This is a genomic window from Roseicyclus amphidinii, from assembly GCF_030163755.1.
Classification (GTDB): Bacteria; Pseudomonadota; Alphaproteobacteria; order Rhodobacterales; family Rhodobacteraceae; genus Roseicyclus; species Roseicyclus amphidinii.
This window is the reverse complement of the sequence record NZ_JASJOE010000067.1, coordinates 1-16,387: the sequence shown is the minus strand read 5'-3', so window position 1 is coordinate 16,387 and position 16,387 is coordinate 1. Positions and strand designations below refer to the sequence as shown.

Below are 16,387 nucleotides of genomic sequence, written 5' to 3'. Positions count from 1 at the left end.
ACTGTCTGCCCGCCGATCCAGGGCTGTCCGCAGCCGTAGCGCACCATCTGTTCGACGGTGAGAAGCGTTTTGCCCGTTTCGACCACATAGGCCGTCAGGAAGCCCAGAAACGCCCCGGTGGCGGGCGTGGAGTGCGTATTTGGGGAAAGATGAAGGCGCAGCCGGTGCTTGACGCGTCTTCTGGCGGGCTAGATTGCGCCCGGCAGAGCAACAAGGACCAAGCACCGCATGACCGCGCCCGTGATCTACTGGACCCGCCGGGATTTCCGCCTGACCGACAATCCCGCCCTTGTCGCCGCCTGCGAAAGCGGCGCTCCGGTGATCCCGGTGTTCCTGTGCGACGAGGTGGTCGAGGGGCATGGCGCCGCGCCGAAATGGCGGTTGGGGCTGGGGGCGGAGGCCTTTGCCGCGCGGCTGGAGGCGGCGGGGAGCCGGTTGATCTTTCGGCGGGGCCGCGCGCTGGAGTGCCTGACCGCGCTGATCGCGGAGACGGGCGCGCGGGCGGTGCATTGGAACCGGCTTTACGATCCGGCCGCGCGCAAGCGGGACGAGGCGGTGAAGGCGGCGCTGAGGGCCGAGGGGCTCGCGGCGGTCAGCCATGCCGGGCACCTCGTGCATGAGCCATGGACGGTGCAGACCGGGACGGGTGGGTTCTACAAGGTCTACACGCCCTTCTGGAAGGCCCTGCGCGGGCGCGAGGTGGCAGCGCCGCTGGCCGTGCCGGAGATCGCCGCGCCGAGCGCATGGCCCGCGAGTGACGCCATCGCCGACTGGGGCCTTGGCCGCGCGATGGACCGCGGGGCCGCGGTGGTCCGGCCCCATTGCGTGATCGGCGAAGAGGCCGCGCAGGGGCGGCTGGGCGCCTTCGTCGCGCAGCGGATCGCGGCCTATGCCGAGGACCGCGATCGGCTGGATGTGGACGGCACCTCGGGTCTGTCGGAGAACCTGACCCATGGCGAGATCTCGGCTCGGGTCTGTTGGCACGCGGGGGCGCGGGCGATGGCCGAGGGCAAGCCGGGGGCCGAGACCTTTCTCAAGGAGCTGATCTGGCGCGATTTCGCCTATCACCTCGTCCATCACACGCCGCATATCGTGGAGCGCAACTGGCGCGAGGAATGGGAGGCTTTCCCCTGGAACGAGGATGACGGCGCCGGGCAGGTCGAGGCATGGATGCGCGGGCGCACCGGCATGCAGATCGTCGATGCCGCGATGCGCGAGATGTATGTCACGGGGCGGATGCACAACCGCGCGCGGATGCTTGTCGCCTCCTATCTCACCAAGCACCTGATGAGCCACTGGAAGATCGGCATGCGCTGGTTCGAGGACTGCCTGGTCGACTGGGACCCGGCCAGCAACGCGATGGGCTGGCAATGGTCGGCGGGCTCGGGCCCCGATGCCACCCCCTATTTCCGGGTCTTCAACCCCGAGACGCAGGCCGAGAAATTCGACCCGCAGGGGCGCTACCGCCGGGCCTGGCTGGCCGAGGTCACCAACCGGCCGACCGAGACGGCCTTGAGCTATTTCGAGGCGATCCCGCGCCGTTGGGCGATGACGCCGGATGATGGCTACCCCGCGGCGCCGGTCGTCTCGGCCGCCGAGGGGCGCAAGCGCGCGCTGGCGGCATATGAAAACCGCGGTTTCTGAGCGGGCAGGGCAGATCAAGGCTTGTGCCGCGCCGCCGCATCTGTCCAAATCGGGCGCCAGACAAGGGGATGACATGGACGTCAGAACGACCACGAAGGGAGAGGAAAATCTCCCCCGCTATTTCACGGCCGTCTTCGACACGGCGAACAAGATGCAGCATGGCCGTCTCGACATGGTGCTGCCCGACGGGCGCGTCTTCCGCGCCGCGGGGCACGGGCCGGGGCCGGTGGCGGAGCTGCAGATCCACAATCCCGAGATCTTCGCGCGGCTGATCCGCGAGGGCGATCTGGGCTTTTGCGAGGCCTATCTCGACGGCTGGTGGTCGACGCCCGACTTGCAGGCCTTCATGGACCTTGTCCATGCCGACAACGAGGAGGTCTATGACGGCTTTCTCGGCATGGGCATCGTGCGCGCCTTCGAGAAGCTGCGCTTCTGGTGGCAGTCGAATTCCAAGCGGCAGGCCAGGAAGAACATTTCGCACCATTACGACCTCGGCAACGATTTCTACGGGCTCTGGCTCGACGAGACGATGACCTATTCCTCGGCCATCTTCGAGACCGGGCAGGAGTCGATGGAGGCCGCCCAGACCGCGAAATACGCCAGCATGGTCGACCAGATGGGCGCGCAGCCCGGCGACCACGTGCTCGAGATCGGCTGCGGCTGGGGCGGCTTCGCCGAATATGCCGCCAAGGAGCGGGGGTTGAAGGTCACCGGGCTGACCATCTCGAAGGAGCAGCATGATTACGCGGTGGCGCGGATCGCGGCGGCGGGGCTGTCGGACCGGGTCGAGATCAAGCTGCAGGATTACCGCGACGAGCGCGGGCAATATGACGGGATCGCCAGCATCGAGATGTTCGAGGCGGTGGGCGAGCGCTATTGGCCGACGTATTTCCGCACGCTGCGCGAGAACCTGAAGCCGGGCAAGAACGCCACGCTGCAGATCATCACCGTGCAGGACCGCCGCTGGGAGGTCTACAAGCGCGGGGTGGATTTCATCCAGAAATACATCTTCCCGGGCGGCATGCTGCCCGCGCCGAAGGTGCTGCGCGCCGAGATCGAACGCGCGGGCCTCAGCGTGGCGCATTCCATCGAGTTCGGCGAAAGCTACAGCCAGACGCTGCGGCGCTGGCACGAGACCTTCAACGACCGTTGGGACGAGGTGGCGGCGCTGGGCTTCGATGACCGGTTCCGGCGGATGTGGAATTTCTACCTCACCTCCTGTGCGGCGACCTTCCATTTCGGCAACACCGACGTGACCCAGATCACGGTGACGCGCCCGGCGTAAGCCGATGGACTCTGGCGGATCGACGGACGCAGCCGTCGTTCCGCCGCGGTTCCGCCATGGTTCGGCCGGATTGGCGGTGCTGTCTGGTGGTCATGTTCATGCCCTCCCATACCGACACCCGCACCGCTGCCCGGCGGATGCCCACGGCGGCCAAGCTGGTGGGAGCGGTCACGTTCTTCGGGGTCGGCTGGCTGGCCGCGCTGCAGGTTCTGGCCACCGTGCCCGAGGGCACGCAGGCGACGTGGTTTCCCTTGACCATCGCCCTGATCGGCCTGTGGCAGGGCTGGTCCGTGGCGGGGGCGCTGGCCGGTGACGGACGCTCGGCCGCGGTGGCCAACGGGCTGCGCACCTCGATCCAGATCGCCTTTGTCGGGCTTGTCCTGTTCGCGCTGCGCGCGATGTTCCTGCGCTCGGTCCGGCTGCGCTATGACGGGCTGGGCGAGGCGCTGGGCGATGCCTCGGATCTGTTCATCGCCTACGCGATGCAATCGCTCACGCTGCCGGTCTGGGGGGTGCTGCTGCTGGGGGGTGTCATCGGCGGGCTGATCTGCGAAGGTGCCGCGCGCCGTTGGCGCTGACCGTCGCTGCTTCACCGGGACCGACATGACCGAGATCTTCCTGTTCGGCACCTTGTGCCATGCGCCCCTTCGGCATGCGGTCGCGGGGGGCGAGCTGCCGGCGCGCCCGGCCGTGCTGCCGGGCTGCGCCGTGGCGCAGGTCCGGGGCGCGTCCTGGCCCGTTCTGGTCGACTGCGCCGGGGCGCAGGCCGAGGGGCTGGTGATCGAGGCCGGGGGCGAGGCGCTGGCGCGGCTCGATTACTACGAGGCCTGTTTCGGCTACGTCCGCCAGCCCGTGACGGTCGAGATCGACGGGCGGGCGCGGCGGGTCGAGGTCTGGCGACCCGAGGCTGACGGTGCGGCCGGGGCTGTGCTGCCGGGCGGGCGCTGGTCGCTGGAGGACTGGGCGCGCGACTGGGGCGATCTGAGCCGGATCGCGGCGGCCGAGGTGATGGCGCAGCGCGCGGGCGGGGCCACGGCGGCCGAGGTCGGCCAACGCTACTGGATGATCTGCGCACGGGCGCAATCGCAGATCTCGGCGGGGGCATGGCAGCGGCCCGCGCTGGCGGGGGCGAACCTCGGCCGCGACGCGGTCGAGCTGGTCGAGCGCCGCCACCCCTACACGAAATTCTTCACCGTCGAGGAGCTGGCGATCCGGCACCGGCAATTCGACGGCACCCTCTCGGGCGTGCAGGAGCGCGCGGTGTTCCGCGTCGCCGACGCGGTGACCGTGCTGCCCTATGACCCGCGGCGCGACCGCATCCTGTTGGTCGAGCAGATCCGGCTGGGGGCCTATGCCCATGGCGATGCGCATCCCTGGCTGCTGGAGCCGGTCGCGGGCATGATCGACGCGGGGGAGACGCCCGAGGCCGCCGCGCGACGCGAAACCGTCGAGGAGGCGGGCCTTACGCTGGGCGAGCTGCACCACGTCGGGCGCTATTACCCCAGCCCCGGCGGCATCGCGCAGGTGATGATCTCTTACGTCGGCATCGCCGACCTGCCCGACGCGGTGACCGGGCTGGGTGGGCATGCGGGCGAGGGCGAGGATATCCTGTCGCATGTCGTGGAGTGGGAGACCGCCTGCGCGATGCTGAAGGGGGGCGACATGGCCAATGCGCCGCTGATCCTGTCCTTTCAATGGCTCGTGATGAACCGCGACCGGCTGCGCGCTTCGGGTTGAGCTTTCCGGCGCGCGCCCCTATCCCTTGAGGTCCAGATACCGGCGCGCCACGGGCGGCCACTGCCAGGGGATGTCCCATGACCATTCATTCAGATCTCGCCGCGGCGATCGGCAACACGCCCTTGATCCGCCTGCGTCGCCTGAGCGAGGAGACCGGCTGCGAGATCCTCGGCAAGGCCGAGTTCATGAACCCCGGCCAGTCGGTCAAGGACCGTGCGGCGCTCTACATCATCCGTGACGCGGTGGCGCGCGGCCTGCTGCGCCCCGGCGGCACCATCGTCGAGGGGACGGCGGGCAACACCGGCATCGGGCTTGCGCTGGTCGGGGCCTCTATGGGCTTTCGCACCGTCATCGTGATGCCCGAGACCCAGAGCCAGGAAAAGAAGGACATGATCCGGCTGGCGGGCGCCGAGCTGATCCAGGTGCCCGCGGCCCCCTATTCCAACCCCAACAACTACGTCCGCTACTCGGGCCGGCTGGCCGAGCGGCTGGCGCAATCCGAGCCCAATGGCGCGATCTGGGCCAACCAGTTCGACAACACGGCCAACCGGCAAGCGCATATCGAGATGACCGGCCCCGAGATCTGGGAGCAGACCGGCCACAAGGTCGACGGCTTCGTCTGCGCCGTGGGTTCGGGCGGGACGCTGGCGGGGGTGGGCATGGCGCTGCAGCCCAAGGGCGTGAAGATCGGCCTGGCCGATCCCGAGGGCTCGGGGCTCTACAAGCTCTACACCGGCAGGGAAGCGGGCGGCGACTCGATCACCGAGGGGATCGGGCAGGGGCGGATCACCGCCAATCTCGAGGGGTTCACCCCCGATGCCTGCTACAAGATCCCCGACACCGAGGCGCTGCCGATCGTCTTCGACACGCTGGCCGAAGAGGGGCTGTGCCTCGGCGGGTCGTCCGGCGTCAACATGGCCGGTGCGGTGCGCATGGCCCGCGAGATGGGGCCGGGGCACACCATCGTCACCATCCTGTGCGACTACGGCACCCGCTACCAGTCCAAGCTGTTCAACCCGGAATTCCTGAGGGAGAAAGGCCTGCCCGCGCCCGATTGGCTGACGCGCGCGCCCGCCGATATCCCCGACGTGTTCGAGGACGCATGATCCGTCACCTTGTGACACCGCTGTTGCTGGCGCTTGCGCTGGCGCTGAACGCAATTTCCCCGGCCACTGCGCAGACCACTGCGCAGACCACGGCCCAATCCCCGGCCCCAACCACGGCGCAAAGCCCGGCGCAAACAAGCGCGCCAGCGTCGGGGCAGGGTGCCCCGATCGACTACGCGGCATGGGAAAGCGACGCGACCCGCGCCGAGAACCTGATCGAGGCGGGCACCGCCTCGACCGCGTTTCTGACCAACCTGCGCGCGACCCTCAGCGACTGGCGCGCGCGGTTTCTCGCGGCGCAGGATGCCAACGCGGCCCGCATCTCGACCATCGAGGCGCAGATCGCGGCCCTTGGCCCGCCGCCCGCCGACGGTGCGACCGAGCCGCAGGCCATCGCCGAGCGGCGCGCCTCGCTCAACGCGCAGCTGGCCGAGGCGCAGGTGCCGCGGGTGACCGCGACCGAGGCCTTCAACCGCGCCAACGGGCTGATCGCCGAGATCGACCGCATCCTTGCCGACCGGCAGGCCCGCGCCCTGCTGGAACGCGACCCGGCGCCGGTCAACCCGCTCAACTGGCCGCCCGCGCTGACCGGGCTGGCCGAGCTTGGCCTTGGCATCGAGACCGAGATCCGACGCCAGCTCGAGGCGACCCGCCTTGCGGGGGAAACCATCTGGGAGCGGCTGCCGCTGTCGCTGGCCCTTGGTGCCGTGGCGCTGCTGCTGCTGGTGCGCAGCCGCTACATCGTGGGGCGCTGGACCGAACGGATGCAGCTTCAGGTCGCCTCGCGGCGCGGGCGGGGGGCGCTGGCCTTTCTCGTGTCGCTGCTGCAGGTGGCGCTGCCCATCGCGGGGCTGATGCTGCTGGGGCTGGCGGTGGCCTCGCTCGACCTGCTGGGCCGGAGCGGGCAGACCCTGCTCGAGGCGGTGATCGAGGCCTGCGTGCTGGCCTATCTCGCGCTCTGGCTGGCCGGGCGGCTGTTTCCGGCCAACACCGGGCTGCAGGCCGCGTTTTCCGTGGGCGACGAGCTGCGCGCGCCGCTGCGCCGGGCGATCCTGCTGATCGGCGTGTTCCTCGGGCTGGGCACGGTGGCCGAAACCATCGTCGCGCAGGATGTCGTGCCGCTGGCCGCGCGCGGCGCCTTCGTTCTGCCGGTCTACATCGGCATGGCCTTCGGGTTCCTCCGGCTCGAGAGCCTCGCGCGGCGGCACCGCGCGGGGGTGGCCGCAGCGCAGACCGAGGGCGAGACCGAGGGCGGCTTTACCCTGCGGATGCTGGCGATCTTCGGGCTCGCGCTCAGGGTCATCGGCATCGGTGGCCCGCTGCTGGCGGCGGTGGGCTATCTCAACCTTGCCGAGGCGCTGATGCGCCCGACCGCGCTGACGCTTGGGATCGCGGGGGTTCTCGTCGCGCTGCAGGGACCGATCCGCGATGTCTACGCGCTGATCTCGAAGAAATCGCAGGACGAGGTCGGCGAGGCCCTTCTGCCGGTTCTTCTGAACCTGCTGCTGGTCTTCGCCATCTCGCCGCTGGTGCTGCTGGCCTGGGGGGTACGCCCCGAGCAGCTGTCCGAGATCATCGCGCAGTTCTTCGCCGGCTTCCAGCTGGGCGACACGCGGATCACGCCGGCCATCGTGCTGGCCGTGGTCGCGGTCTTCGCCATCGGCATGATCGTCACGCGGCTGTTGCAGGGCGCGCTGCGCACGACGGTGCTGCCGCGCACCCGGCTGGACGCGGGCGCGCGCAACGCGGTCGTCTCGGGCTTGGGCTATGTCGGCATCGCGCTGGCCGCGGTCATCGCCATCACCACGGCGGGGATCGACCTGACCGCGCTCGGCGTGGTGCTGGGCGCGCTGTCGGTCGGCATCGGCTTCGGCCTGCAGAACGTGGTGAACAACTTCGTCTCGGGCCTGATCCTGCTGATCGAGCGCCCGATTTCCGAGGGCGACTGGATCGAGGTCGGCGGCAACATGGGCATCGTCAAGGCGATCTCGGTGCGCTCCACCACGATCGAGACCTTCGACAAGACCGACGTGATCGTGCCCAACGCCGACCTGATCGCGGGGACGGTCACCAACTGGACGCGCGGCAACACCATCGGGCGCGCGGTGCTGACCGTGGGGGTCGCCTATGGCACCGACACCCGCCGGGTGCAGCAGATCCTGACCGAGATCGCCCAGTCGCATCCCGATGTCGCACGCTTTCCCGAACCGGGGGTCGATTTCCTCGGCTTCGGGGCCGACAGCCTCGATTTCCGGATGCGCTGCATCCTGCGCGACGTGAACAAGCTGGTGGCGGTCAAGACCGAGCTGAACCACCGCATCGCCGAACGTTTCGTCGCCGAGGGGATCGAGATCCCCTTCGCGCAGCGCGACATCTGGCTGCGCAACCCCGAGGCGCTGCGCGCGCCCCCGGCCGCGTCGCCCGCCGACGCCGCAGCCCAAGACACTGGAGCCCCGACAGGCGGGGCCGAGAAGGACAGGCCAGAATGAGCACCGAGCCGGTATTCCTGAGCGACCCCTACCGCAAATCCCTTCAGGCCAGGGTCACCGGCCTGACCGAAGAGGGTGGCATCATCCTCGACCGCACGATCTTTTACGCCCGCGGCGGCGGTCAGCCGGGCGACAGCGGCGCGCTGGACTGGGACGGCGGGCGCATCCCCATCGCCACCGCCGTCAAGGGCGAGGGGGGCGCGATCGTGCTGGTCCCCGCCGAGGCGGTGAAGCTGCCCGAGGTGGGGGCCACGGTGGGCCAGCGCCTCGATTGGGAGCGGCGGCTGGGCCACATGCGCATCCACACCGCGCTGCACCTGTTGTCGGTGGTCATCCCGCTGCCGGTGACCGGGGGGGCCGTGGGGGCCGACAAGGGTCGGCTCGATTTCGACATGCCCGATGCGCCCGAGGACAAGGCCCTGATCGAGGGACGGCTGAACGCGCTGGTCACCCGCGACCTGCCGGTGACCGAAGACTGGATCACCGAGGCCGAGCTCGATGCGAACCCCGCGCTGGTCAAGACCATGTCGGTCCAGCCGCCGCGCGGCGCAGGGCGCATCCGCCTCGTGCGGATCGGCGAAGGGGCGGGCCAGGTCGATCTGCAACCCTGCGGCGGCACCCATGTGGCGCGCACCGGCGAGATCGGGAAACTGGTCATCGGCAAGATCGAGAAGAAGGGCCGCCAGAACCGCCGGGTGACCATCGAACTGGCGTAAGCGCCGCGCGCGGGGTCGCGGCAGGGCGCGCATCGATCCGGGCTGACGGGGGATGTGTGTGGCTCCGCGGCCCGGCGCGGCGGCTGAGGTGCACCTGAGCAATGATGCCGACACGCCGGGCACTTGAAGCGGACATATCTTGGAGTGTCCGCTCCAAAGTGCCACATTTTCGCAACAGGCCCAAGAAAAATCTTGTGCCCGGCCCCGCTCAACTTTCGCGCGTCCGGGTCTCGAACCGCGGCAGCATCGCCGAGAAATCGCGGCCTGCGCCGTCCTCCTCTTCGACGAACCGCGCATAAAGGGCTGCGGCCAGCGCGCCCATCGGGGTGTCGGCATCGGCACCTTCGGCGGCCGCCTGGCTCAGGCGCAAATCCTTGAGCATCAGGTCCGCGGCGAAGCCGGGGGTGTAGCCATTGTCAGACGGGCTTTTCGGGCCGACACCGGGGGCAGGGCAGTAGGTGGTCATCGACCAGCTTTGCCCCGAGGAGGTCGACACCACGTCATACATCGCCTGCCGGTCCAACCCCAGCTTGTCGGCCAGTGCGAAAGCCTCGCAGGTGGCGATCATCGTGACGCCGAGGATCATGTTGTTGCAGATCTTGGCCGCCTGCCCGTTGCCCGCGGGTCCGCAATGGACGGCCTTCTGCCCCATCACCTCGAACAGCGGTTCCGCCGTGGCAAAGGCCGCCGCGCCGCCGCCCACCATGAAGGTGAGCGTGCCCGCCGCCGCCCCGCCGACGCCGCCCGAGACCGGCGCATCGAGCGCGCCAAGCCCCGCGGCCTCGGCCATGGCGGCGACCTCGCGGGCGCTGGCCACGTCCACCGTCGAGCAATCGAGCAGCACCGCGCCCGACTGCATCGCCGGGATGACGTCACCGGCCACGGCCTTCAGGATCGCGCCATTGGGCAGCATGGTGATGACCACCTCGGCCCCTGCCGCGGCCTCGGCCGCGCTGGCGGCCTGCGCCACGTCCGCGGGCGGGGTAGCCACGGTGTCGAACCCCGTCACGGCATGCCCCGCCGCGGCAAGGTTGGCCGCCATCGGCGCGCCCATGTTGCCCAGCCCGATGAACCCGATCTTCATGGCGCTCTCCCTTCAGCCGTCCAGTTTCAACTCGTCCACGCCCAGCGGCAGGAGCATCCCCGAGACCTCGGTCGCCGCCACCGCGTCAAGGCTTGCGTGCCGCCAGCGGGGGCTCTTGTCCTTGTCGATGATCGCGGCCCGGATGCCTTCGAGGAAATCGCCCTTCTCCATCGCGCGGTAGGTAAAGCGGTATTCCTGCTGCAGCGCGTGTTCGATCGTGTCGCGCATCCGCGCGCGATGCACCAGCTCGATGGTGCAGGCGACCGACAGCGGGCTGTTGCGCTGCAGGGCCTCGAGCGCGTCCTGCGCGATCGGGGCCTCCGAACGGGTCAACAGGTTCAGCACGTCGCGCAGCCCGTCGCCCGCGAAGAGCCGGTCGATCTCGGCCTGCGCCTCGGCCAGCGGGCTGTCGGGCGCGGCGTGGGCCGCGCGGTCCACCGCCTCCCAGTCGCCGCTCTCGCACAGTTCGGCCACCAGCGCGGCCCATCCCTCGCGCGGGATGTAGTAATCGGCAAACTCCGCGTGGATGGCGCAGCCCGGTCCCATCCTTGTCCCCGTGGTCCCGAGATATTCCCCCAGCCGCCCCGGCGCGCGCGCCAGCAGAAGCGAGCCGCCCACGTCCGGCACCAGACCGATGCCGCATTCCGGCATGGCGATCCTCGAGGTTTCGCAGACCACCCGGTGCGAGGCATGGCAGCCCAAGCCGACGCCCCCGCCCATGGTGAAGCCCTGCATCAGGCTGACCACGGGCTTGGGGAAATGGAAGAGCCTGGCGTTCATCCGGTATTCATCGGCCCAGAACCGGCGCCCGTAGGCGTAATCGCCCGCCATGCCGGTCGCGTGCATCTGCGCGATGTCGCCGCCCGCGCAGAACGCCTTGTCGCCCTCGGCGTCGATCACGATCAGCGCCACGGCCTCATCCGCGGCCCATGCGTCCAGCGCCGCCTCGATGGCCGCGCACATCTCGTAACTCAGCGCGTTCAGCGCCTCGGGCCGGGCCAGGGTGATGCGCCCCGCGCGCCCCTGCACCCGGATGTGGATACCGTCACCCATGCTCGCGCCCCTTGTCCTTCATCTTCCCCCAAATACGGACTCCGACGCCCGCCACCTAGCGCGCCGCCAGCATGTGACGCGCCACGATCATCCGCATGATCTCGTTCGTGCCCTCGAGGATCTGGTGGACCCGCAGATCACGCACCAGCTTCTCGATCCCGTAATCGGCAAGGTAGCCGTAGCCGCCATGCAGCTGAAGGCATTGATCCACGATCCGGCTGCCCGCCTCGGTCACGAATTTCTTGGCCATGGCGCAATGTTTCGTGGCATCGGGCGCGCCAGTGTCCAGCTTCCACGCCGCTTGCCGCAGCATCACGCGCGCGGCCTCCAGCTCGATCTCCATGTCGGCAAGGCGGAACTGCAGCGCCTGGAACTGGTCGATGGAGCGGCCAAAGGCCTGCCGCTCGCCCATGTAGGAAAGCGTCGCGGCCAGCGCCGCCTCGGCGGCACCGAGCGAACAGGCGGCGATGTTGAGCCGCCCGCCGTCCAGCCCCGCCATCGCGTAGCGAAAGCCCTGGCCTTCCTCGCCCAGCAGGTTCGCGGCCGGGACCGCGCAGGCGTCGAACTGCACCTGCCGCGTGGGTTGGCTGCGCCAGCCCATCTTGTCCTCCAGCCCGCCAAAGGTCAGGCCCGGCGCGCCATCGTCGACGATCACCGCCGAGATGCCCTTGGGGCCGTCCCCGCCGGTGCGGCACATCACGACATAGGCGTCCGAATACCCCCCGCCCGAGATGAAGGCCTTGGACCCGGTCAGGGCATAGCCCTCGTTCGTGCGCTCCGCGCGCGTCTTCAGCGCCGCCGCGTCCGAGCCGGAACCGGGTTCCGTCAGGCAATAGGAAAAGAACTTTTCCATCGACAGGGCGGCAGGCAGGTAGCGCGCCTGCAGATCGTCCGAGCCGTAAAGCTCGATCATCTTGGCGCACATGTTGTGGATCGACAAAAAGGCCGAGACCGAGGGGCAGGCCTGCGCCAGCGCCTCGAAGACCAGCGTCGCCTCGAGCCGCGAAAGGCCCGATCCGCCCTTTTCCTCGCTCACGTAAAGCCCGCCGAAGCCCAGAGCGGCCAGTTTCGGCCACAGCTCTTTCGGGATCGTGCCCGCGCGCTCCCACGCCTGCGCATGCGGCGCGATCTCGGCCTGTCCGAAGTCGCGCGCCATGTCGAACACGGCCTGCGCCTCCTCGCTCAATGCGAAGTCCATCGTCCGCTCCTCCCCCTGAGCCCCACCGGAATTGAACGCCCGTTTAATTACCGACTGTTGCAGGAGTTTTGCAAGGCCGCGCCCGCGGCGCTCAGAGATCGAGGTGATATTCCTCGACAAGGTGATGAACCACGGCCCGCATCGCGGTCTCGTGGTCTTGTCCCGCCTCGCGCGCAGCGGCGTAGACCGCGCGCTGGCGCGCGGCGCTGGTGCCTGTTTCGGCGATATGGGACAGCCGCGCGATCTCGGCCTCGCAGCCCAGCGCCGCGGCATCCTCGGCGATCAGCTCACGTATGTCCCCCACGGCCTGCGTCAGCGGGATGATCGCCCGCGCGCCGAAATCGATCAGCCCCTCGGCGGTGCCGTAGCGCTGCGCGCGCCAGCGGTTCTCGTTGACGAGGAACCGGTCGTAGATGCGCCAGCGCTGGTTCTTCTGGCGCAGCCGGTGCAGGAACCGCGCAAGGCATTGGGCCAGCGCGGCCAGCGACAGCGCATCCTCCATCCGGGGGGAGACGTCGCAGATCCGGGTTTCCAGCGTGGGGAAGCGGTGGGACGGGCGCAGGTCCCACCAGATCTTTGTCGTGTCCTCGATCAACCCCAGCTCGATCAGCGTCTCGGTGGTGCGCTGGTATTCCGCCCATGACGTGAACAGCGGCGGCAGGCCGGTGCGCGGCAGGTTGTCGAAGACCGTCAGCCGGTAGGAGGCCAGCCGCGTATCCTGCCCTTGCCAGAAGGGCGAGGAGGCCGAAAGCGCCAGCATGTGCGGCAGGAAATACGACAGCTGCCCCATGAGGTCGATGCGCGTCTCGTCGTCGGGCAGGCCTACATGCACATGCATCCCGCAGATCAGCATGCGCCGCACCACGCCGCCGAGGTCCTCGGCCAGCCGGTTGTAGCGGGCGCGGTCGGTGTGATGCTGGTCCTTCCAGTCGGCGAACGGGTGGCAGGAGACGGCGATCGGCGACAGCCCATGCGCCGCCGCATGGGCCGAGACCGTGGTGCGCAGCCGCCGCAAGTCGTCGCGCGCGCCCGCGATGTCGCGGCAGACGCGGGTGCCGATCTCGATCTGGCATTGCAGGAACTCCGGCGAGACCTGGCCCTCGAGCTCGGACGCGCAGGCCTCCATCAGCCCCTCGGGGGCTTCGCGCAGGTCGCCGGTCTCGCGGTCGACCAGCAGGTATTCCTCTTCGATCCCGAGGGTGAAGGCTGCGTCCGTCATCCTGCGTTCCCCCATCTCCGGCCTGTGCCGGGCACCCCCAGCATGACCGGGGCAGGCGGTGCTTGCCAAGGGCAAAGGCGCGGCCCCTCAGGCGTCGCGCAGGATCATCTCGTCGCGGAGCGCCTGCCGCAGCCCGAGAATATCCATCGCGCCGCTCCAGTCGGTCGCAACGCGCACGATGGCGCCGTCCAGCCCTTCCCAGCTGCGCTGGATCAGCCGCGCGATGCGCAGGCTGATGTCGGTGGGCGCGAGATAGACGAACATCACCTGATCGGGCCCGGTCATCAACGCCGCGGCCTTGCGGGCCTGGAAGGCGAAAAGACCGGGGAAATCCTGTTCGACCCCGGTCACGGCCGACAGGTCCACCAGCTGCCGCTGGCCGGGACGAAAGGCGGGATGCGCGAGATAGGTCGAGAAGGCGTCGGAGCCTTCCTGCACGGTGGCATGGCCGTGATACCGAACGTAGACAAGACCGTGGTCGGGGAGGATGCGGAACGCGATGGGCATGCGGTCTCCTTGGGCGCTGTGTCGGTGGTAGCCAATGCCGCGCCGAAAGACCATCTGCGGTTTGCGGGTCTTGCCGGCGGCCGCGCGGGGCGCTACCTGCGCGGCTGGCGCATCGTGGGCGGCGTGGTGCCTGCCTCACCGGCGCAGCGAACGGGTGCCTCGGTGTCCTCCCCCACATTCGATTGCACGGCCTGCGGGGCCTGCTGCTTCGGCGGTCACGACCGCTATATCGCCCTTCTGCCACAGGACGCGGGGCGTCCCATCCCCGAGGCCGCCACGGCCGAGATCGAGGGGCGGCGCTACATGAAAATGGCCTGCGGGCATTGCGCGCAACTGACGGTGACGGCGACGGGTGCCACGCTCTGCGCGATCTACGGGGACCGCCCCGAGGCCTGCCGCGCCTTTCGCGCGGGCAGTTTCGAATGCCTCAAGGCCCGTCAGCACCGCGGGGCGCAGGCCGAGGCGCTGCGCGCGCTGGCCATGGCCGGAACGGAACCGGCGCCGCCCCGCGAGGGAACGGTGCCGGTGGTCTTGCCGGGGGCGGCGACGCTGCCGCCCGAAGGCGAGGTCAGTCCATCGCCTTGAAGTTGAAGGCCGCGCCGTCCTTGATGCCCGAGGGCCAGCGCGAGGTCACCGTCTTGGTCCGCGTGTAGAAGCGGAAGGCATCCGGCCCGTGCTGGTTCAGGTCGCCGAAGCCCGAGCGCTTCCAGCCGCCGAAGGTGTGATAGGCCAGCGGCACCGGGATCGGCACGTTGATGCCCACCATCCCGATGTTGATGCGGTTGGCGAAATCGCGCGCCGCGTCCCCGTCGCGGGTGAAGATCGCGGTGCCGTTGCCGTATTCATGGTCCATCGCAAGGCCGATGGCCTCCTCGTAGCTGGCCGCGCGGACGGTGGACAGGACCGGGCCGAAGATCTCGGTCTTGTAGATGTCCATGTCCGGCGTCACCCGGTCGAACAGATGCGCGCCCACGAAGAACCCGTTCTCGTAACCCTGCAGGCTGAAATCCCGCCCGTCGACGACCAGCTCGGCCCCTTGCGCCACGCCGGTCTCGACCAGCCGCAGGATGTTGGCTTTGGCCGCGGCCGTCACCACGGGTCCGAAATCCACGTCATTTCCGGCCGTGTAGGGGCCGACCTTAAGCGCCTCGATCCGCGGCACGAGCTTTTCGATCAGCCGGTCGGCGGTTTCCTCGCCCACGGGCACGGCCACGGAAATCGCCATGCAACGCTCACCAGCGGCGCCGTAGCCCGCGCCCACCAGCGCATCGGCGGCCTGGTCCATGTCGGCGTCGGGCATGATGATCATGTGGTTCTTGGCACCGCCGAAGCACTGCGCGCGCTTGCCGGTCTGGGCGGCGCGCTCGTAGATATACTGCGCGATGGGGGTGGAGCCGACGAAGCCCACGGCCTGAATGGTCGGGCTGTCGAGGATGGCGTCCACCGCTTCCTTGTCGCCGTTGATGACCTGGAACACGCCGTCGGGCAGGCCCGCCTCCTGCAACAGCTCGGCCAGCATCATCGGGCAGGAGGGGTCACGCTCGGACGGCTTGAGGATCATCGCGTTGCCCGAGACCAGCGCGGGGCCAAGCTTCCACAGCGGGATCATGGCGGGGAAGTTGAAGGGCGTGATGCCCGCCACCACGCCGAGCGGCTGGCGCATGGAATACATGTCGATGCCGGGGCCCGCGCTGTCGGTGAACTCGCCCTTCAGCAGATGCGGCGCGCCGATGCAGAACTCGATGACCTCGAGACCGCGCTGCACGTCGCCCTTGGCGTCGGGGAAGGTCTTGCCATGCTCGCGGCTGATCGCCTCGGCCAGCTTGTCCATGTCGCGGTTGATCAGGCGGACCATCTCCATCATCACCCGCGCGCGGCGCTGCGGGTTGGTCGCGCCCCAGGCCTTCTGCGCCTGCGCCGCCGAGGCGACGGCGGCCTCGATCTCGGCGGTCGAGGCAAGCGCCACCTGCGCCTGCACCTCGCCCGTGGCGGGGTTGTAGACATCCGCCATGCGGCCCGACGTGCCCGCGACTCGCTTGCCGTCGATCCAGTGTCCGATCTGTTCCATCTCGTCCTCCCTTGGGGATGATTGTCTCTCGACGCGCAGTCTAGCCTTGCACGGATGCAGGGAAAAGCGGCAGGTTGCCAAAGTCGTTTTGCGTTTTCGCAAAAAGGGGCGGGCGGCGGAAAACTGCAGTTTTCCGTTCGTTTTCCTGCAGGAAAACGCCCGCGCCCCCGTGGGAGGTCGAGCATGAACTGGGACGATCTGCGCGTGTTCCTGGCCGTGGCCCGCGCCGAAGGCCTGTCGGGGGCCGCGCGCGGCCTGCGCCTCGACCCGGCCACGGCGGG

At 69.2% G+C, this 16,387-nt stretch carries 14 protein-coding genes and 1 pseudogene; 9 read left to right on the top strand and 6 right to left on the bottom strand.

What is annotated here, in order from left to right; translation table 11 throughout:
* The first annotated feature begins 228 nt into the window (after window positions 1-228).
* From QQK83_RS16405 to QQK83_RS16375, 7 genes are all read left to right on the top strand, one after another.
* Window positions 229-1,644: a cryptochrome/photolyase family protein gene (locus QQK83_RS16405; RefSeq protein ID WP_284266103.1), complete on the top strand. Its 1,416-nt coding sequence runs from the start codon at window positions 229-231 to the stop codon at window positions 1,642-1,644.
* Between the two features lie 73 nt (window positions 1,645-1,717).
* Complete coding sequence (locus QQK83_RS16400) at window positions 1,718-2,929, top strand: SAM-dependent methyltransferase (RefSeq protein ID WP_284266102.1); 1,212 nt, start codon at window positions 1,718-1,720, stop codon at window positions 2,927-2,929.
* Window positions 2,930-3,021: 92 nt separating this feature from the next.
* Window positions 3,022-3,507, top strand: a complete 486-nt coding sequence (locus QQK83_RS16395; protein ID WP_284266101.1) for a TrgA family protein — start codon at window positions 3,022-3,024, stop codon at window positions 3,505-3,507.
* A 25-nt stretch (window positions 3,508-3,532) separates the two neighbouring features.
* Window positions 3,533-4,666, top strand: coding sequence for an NUDIX domain-containing protein (locus tag QQK83_RS16390; protein ID WP_284266100.1), 1,134 nt, complete (start codon window positions 3,533-3,535; stop codon window positions 4,664-4,666).
* Between the two features lie 77 nt (window positions 4,667-4,743).
* Window positions 4,744-5,772: a cysteine synthase A gene (locus tag QQK83_RS16385; protein WP_284266099.1), complete on the top strand. Its 1,029-nt coding sequence runs from the start codon at window positions 4,744-4,746 to the stop codon at window positions 5,770-5,772.
* Window positions 5,769-8,261 (top strand): DUF3772 domain-containing protein, encoded by a 2,493-nt coding sequence (locus QQK83_RS16380; protein ID WP_284266098.1) that lies wholly within the window; start codon window positions 5,769-5,771, stop codon window positions 8,259-8,261. The genes QQK83_RS16385 and QQK83_RS16380 overlap by 4 nt, the downstream gene beginning before the upstream one ends.
* On the top strand, window positions 8,258-8,977 hold the full coding sequence (locus QQK83_RS16375; RefSeq protein ID WP_284266097.1) for an alanyl-tRNA editing protein: 720 nt from the start codon (window positions 8,258-8,260) through the stop codon (window positions 8,975-8,977). The genes QQK83_RS16380 and QQK83_RS16375 overlap by 4 nt, the downstream gene beginning before the upstream one ends.
* A 208-nt stretch (window positions 8,978-9,185) precedes the next feature.
* On the opposite strand, the gene mmsB is transcribed toward QQK83_RS16375, so the two are convergent.
* From mmsB to QQK83_RS16350, 5 genes are all read right to left on the bottom strand, one after another.
* A complete protein-coding gene (gene mmsB, locus QQK83_RS16370) occupies window positions 9,186-10,061 on the bottom strand; it encodes a 3-hydroxyisobutyrate dehydrogenase (RefSeq protein WP_284266096.1) in 876 nt (291 codons plus the stop codon).
* Window positions 10,062-10,073: 12 nt separating this feature from the next.
* Window positions 10,074-11,114 (bottom strand): enoyl-CoA hydratase/isomerase family protein, encoded by a 1,041-nt coding sequence (locus tag QQK83_RS16365; RefSeq protein WP_284266095.1) that lies wholly within the window; start codon window positions 11,112-11,114, stop codon window positions 10,074-10,076.
* A gap of 55 nt (window positions 11,115-11,169) precedes the next feature.
* On the bottom strand, window positions 11,170-12,312 hold the full coding sequence (locus QQK83_RS16360) for an acyl-CoA dehydrogenase family protein (RefSeq protein ID WP_284266094.1): 1,143 nt from the start codon (window positions 12,310-12,312) through the stop codon (window positions 11,170-11,172).
* 91 nt (window positions 12,313-12,403) lie between these two features.
* Window positions 12,404-13,531 carry a carboxylate-amine ligase gene (locus QQK83_RS16355; RefSeq protein WP_284266093.1) on the bottom strand — a complete coding sequence of 376 codons (1,128 nt, stop codon included), beginning with the start codon at window positions 13,529-13,531 and terminating at the stop codon, window positions 12,404-12,406.
* 87 nt (window positions 13,532-13,618) lie between these two features.
* Window positions 13,619-14,038, bottom strand: coding sequence for a hypothetical protein (locus QQK83_RS16350; protein WP_284266092.1), 420 nt, complete (start codon window positions 14,036-14,038; stop codon window positions 13,619-13,621).
* 18 nt (window positions 14,039-14,056) lie between these two features.
* Here QQK83_RS16350 and QQK83_RS16345 point away from each other — a divergent pair, with 18 nt between their 5' ends.
* Window positions 14,057-14,623: a YkgJ family cysteine cluster protein gene (locus QQK83_RS16345; RefSeq protein WP_284266091.1), complete on the top strand. Its 567-nt coding sequence runs from the start codon at window positions 14,057-14,059 to the stop codon at window positions 14,621-14,623.
* Here the strand turns inward: QQK83_RS16345 and QQK83_RS16340 are convergent.
* Window positions 14,607-16,106 carry a CoA-acylating methylmalonate-semialdehyde dehydrogenase gene (locus QQK83_RS16340; protein ID WP_284266090.1) on the bottom strand — a complete coding sequence of 500 codons (1,500 nt, stop codon included), beginning with the start codon at window positions 16,104-16,106 and terminating at the stop codon, window positions 14,607-14,609. The genes QQK83_RS16345 and QQK83_RS16340 overlap by 17 nt on opposite strands.
* 183 nt (window positions 16,107-16,289) lie before the next feature.
* Here QQK83_RS16340 and QQK83_RS16335 point away from each other — a divergent pair.
* Window positions 16,290-16,387 (top strand): annotated as a pseudogene (locus tag QQK83_RS16335) (LysR family transcriptional regulator); the annotation flags it as partial.

Coding starts and splice junctions, on each gene's coding strand:
- QQK83_RS16340 (WP_284266090.1), bottom strand. CDS start 16,106: ATGGAACAGATCGGACACTGGATCGACGGCAAGCGAGTCGCGGGCACG.
- QQK83_RS16405 (WP_284266103.1), top strand. CDS start 229: ATGACCGCGCCCGTGATCTACTGGACCCGCCGGGATTTCCGCCTGACC.
- QQK83_RS16365 (WP_284266095.1), bottom strand. CDS start 11,114: ATGGGTGACGGTATCCACATCCGGGTGCAGGGGCGCGCGGGGCGCATC.
- QQK83_RS16375 (WP_284266097.1), top strand. CDS start 8,258: ATGAGCACCGAGCCGGTATTCCTGAGCGACCCCTACCGCAAATCCCTT.
- QQK83_RS16380 (WP_284266098.1), top strand. CDS start 5,769: ATGATCCGTCACCTTGTGACACCGCTGTTGCTGGCGCTTGCGCTGGCG.
- QQK83_RS16360 (WP_284266094.1), bottom strand. CDS start 12,312: ATGGACTTCGCATTGAGCGAGGAGGCGCAGGCCGTGTTCGACATGGCG.
- QQK83_RS16385 (WP_284266099.1), top strand. CDS start 4,744: ATGACCATTCATTCAGATCTCGCCGCGGCGATCGGCAACACGCCCTTG.
- QQK83_RS16400 (WP_284266102.1), top strand. CDS start 1,718: ATGGACGTCAGAACGACCACGAAGGGAGAGGAAAATCTCCCCCGCTAT.
- QQK83_RS16390 (WP_284266100.1), top strand. CDS start 3,533: ATGACCGAGATCTTCCTGTTCGGCACCTTGTGCCATGCGCCCCTTCGG.
- QQK83_RS16395 (WP_284266101.1), top strand. CDS start 3,022: ATGTTCATGCCCTCCCATACCGACACCCGCACCGCTGCCCGGCGGATG.
- mmsB (WP_284266096.1), bottom strand. CDS start 10,061: ATGAAGATCGGGTTCATCGGGCTGGGCAACATGGGCGCGCCGATGGCG.
- QQK83_RS16350 (WP_284266092.1), bottom strand. CDS start 14,038: ATGCCCATCGCGTTCCGCATCCTCCCCGACCACGGTCTTGTCTACGTT.
- QQK83_RS16355 (WP_284266093.1), bottom strand. CDS start 13,531: ATGACGGACGCAGCCTTCACCCTCGGGATCGAAGAGGAATACCTGCTG.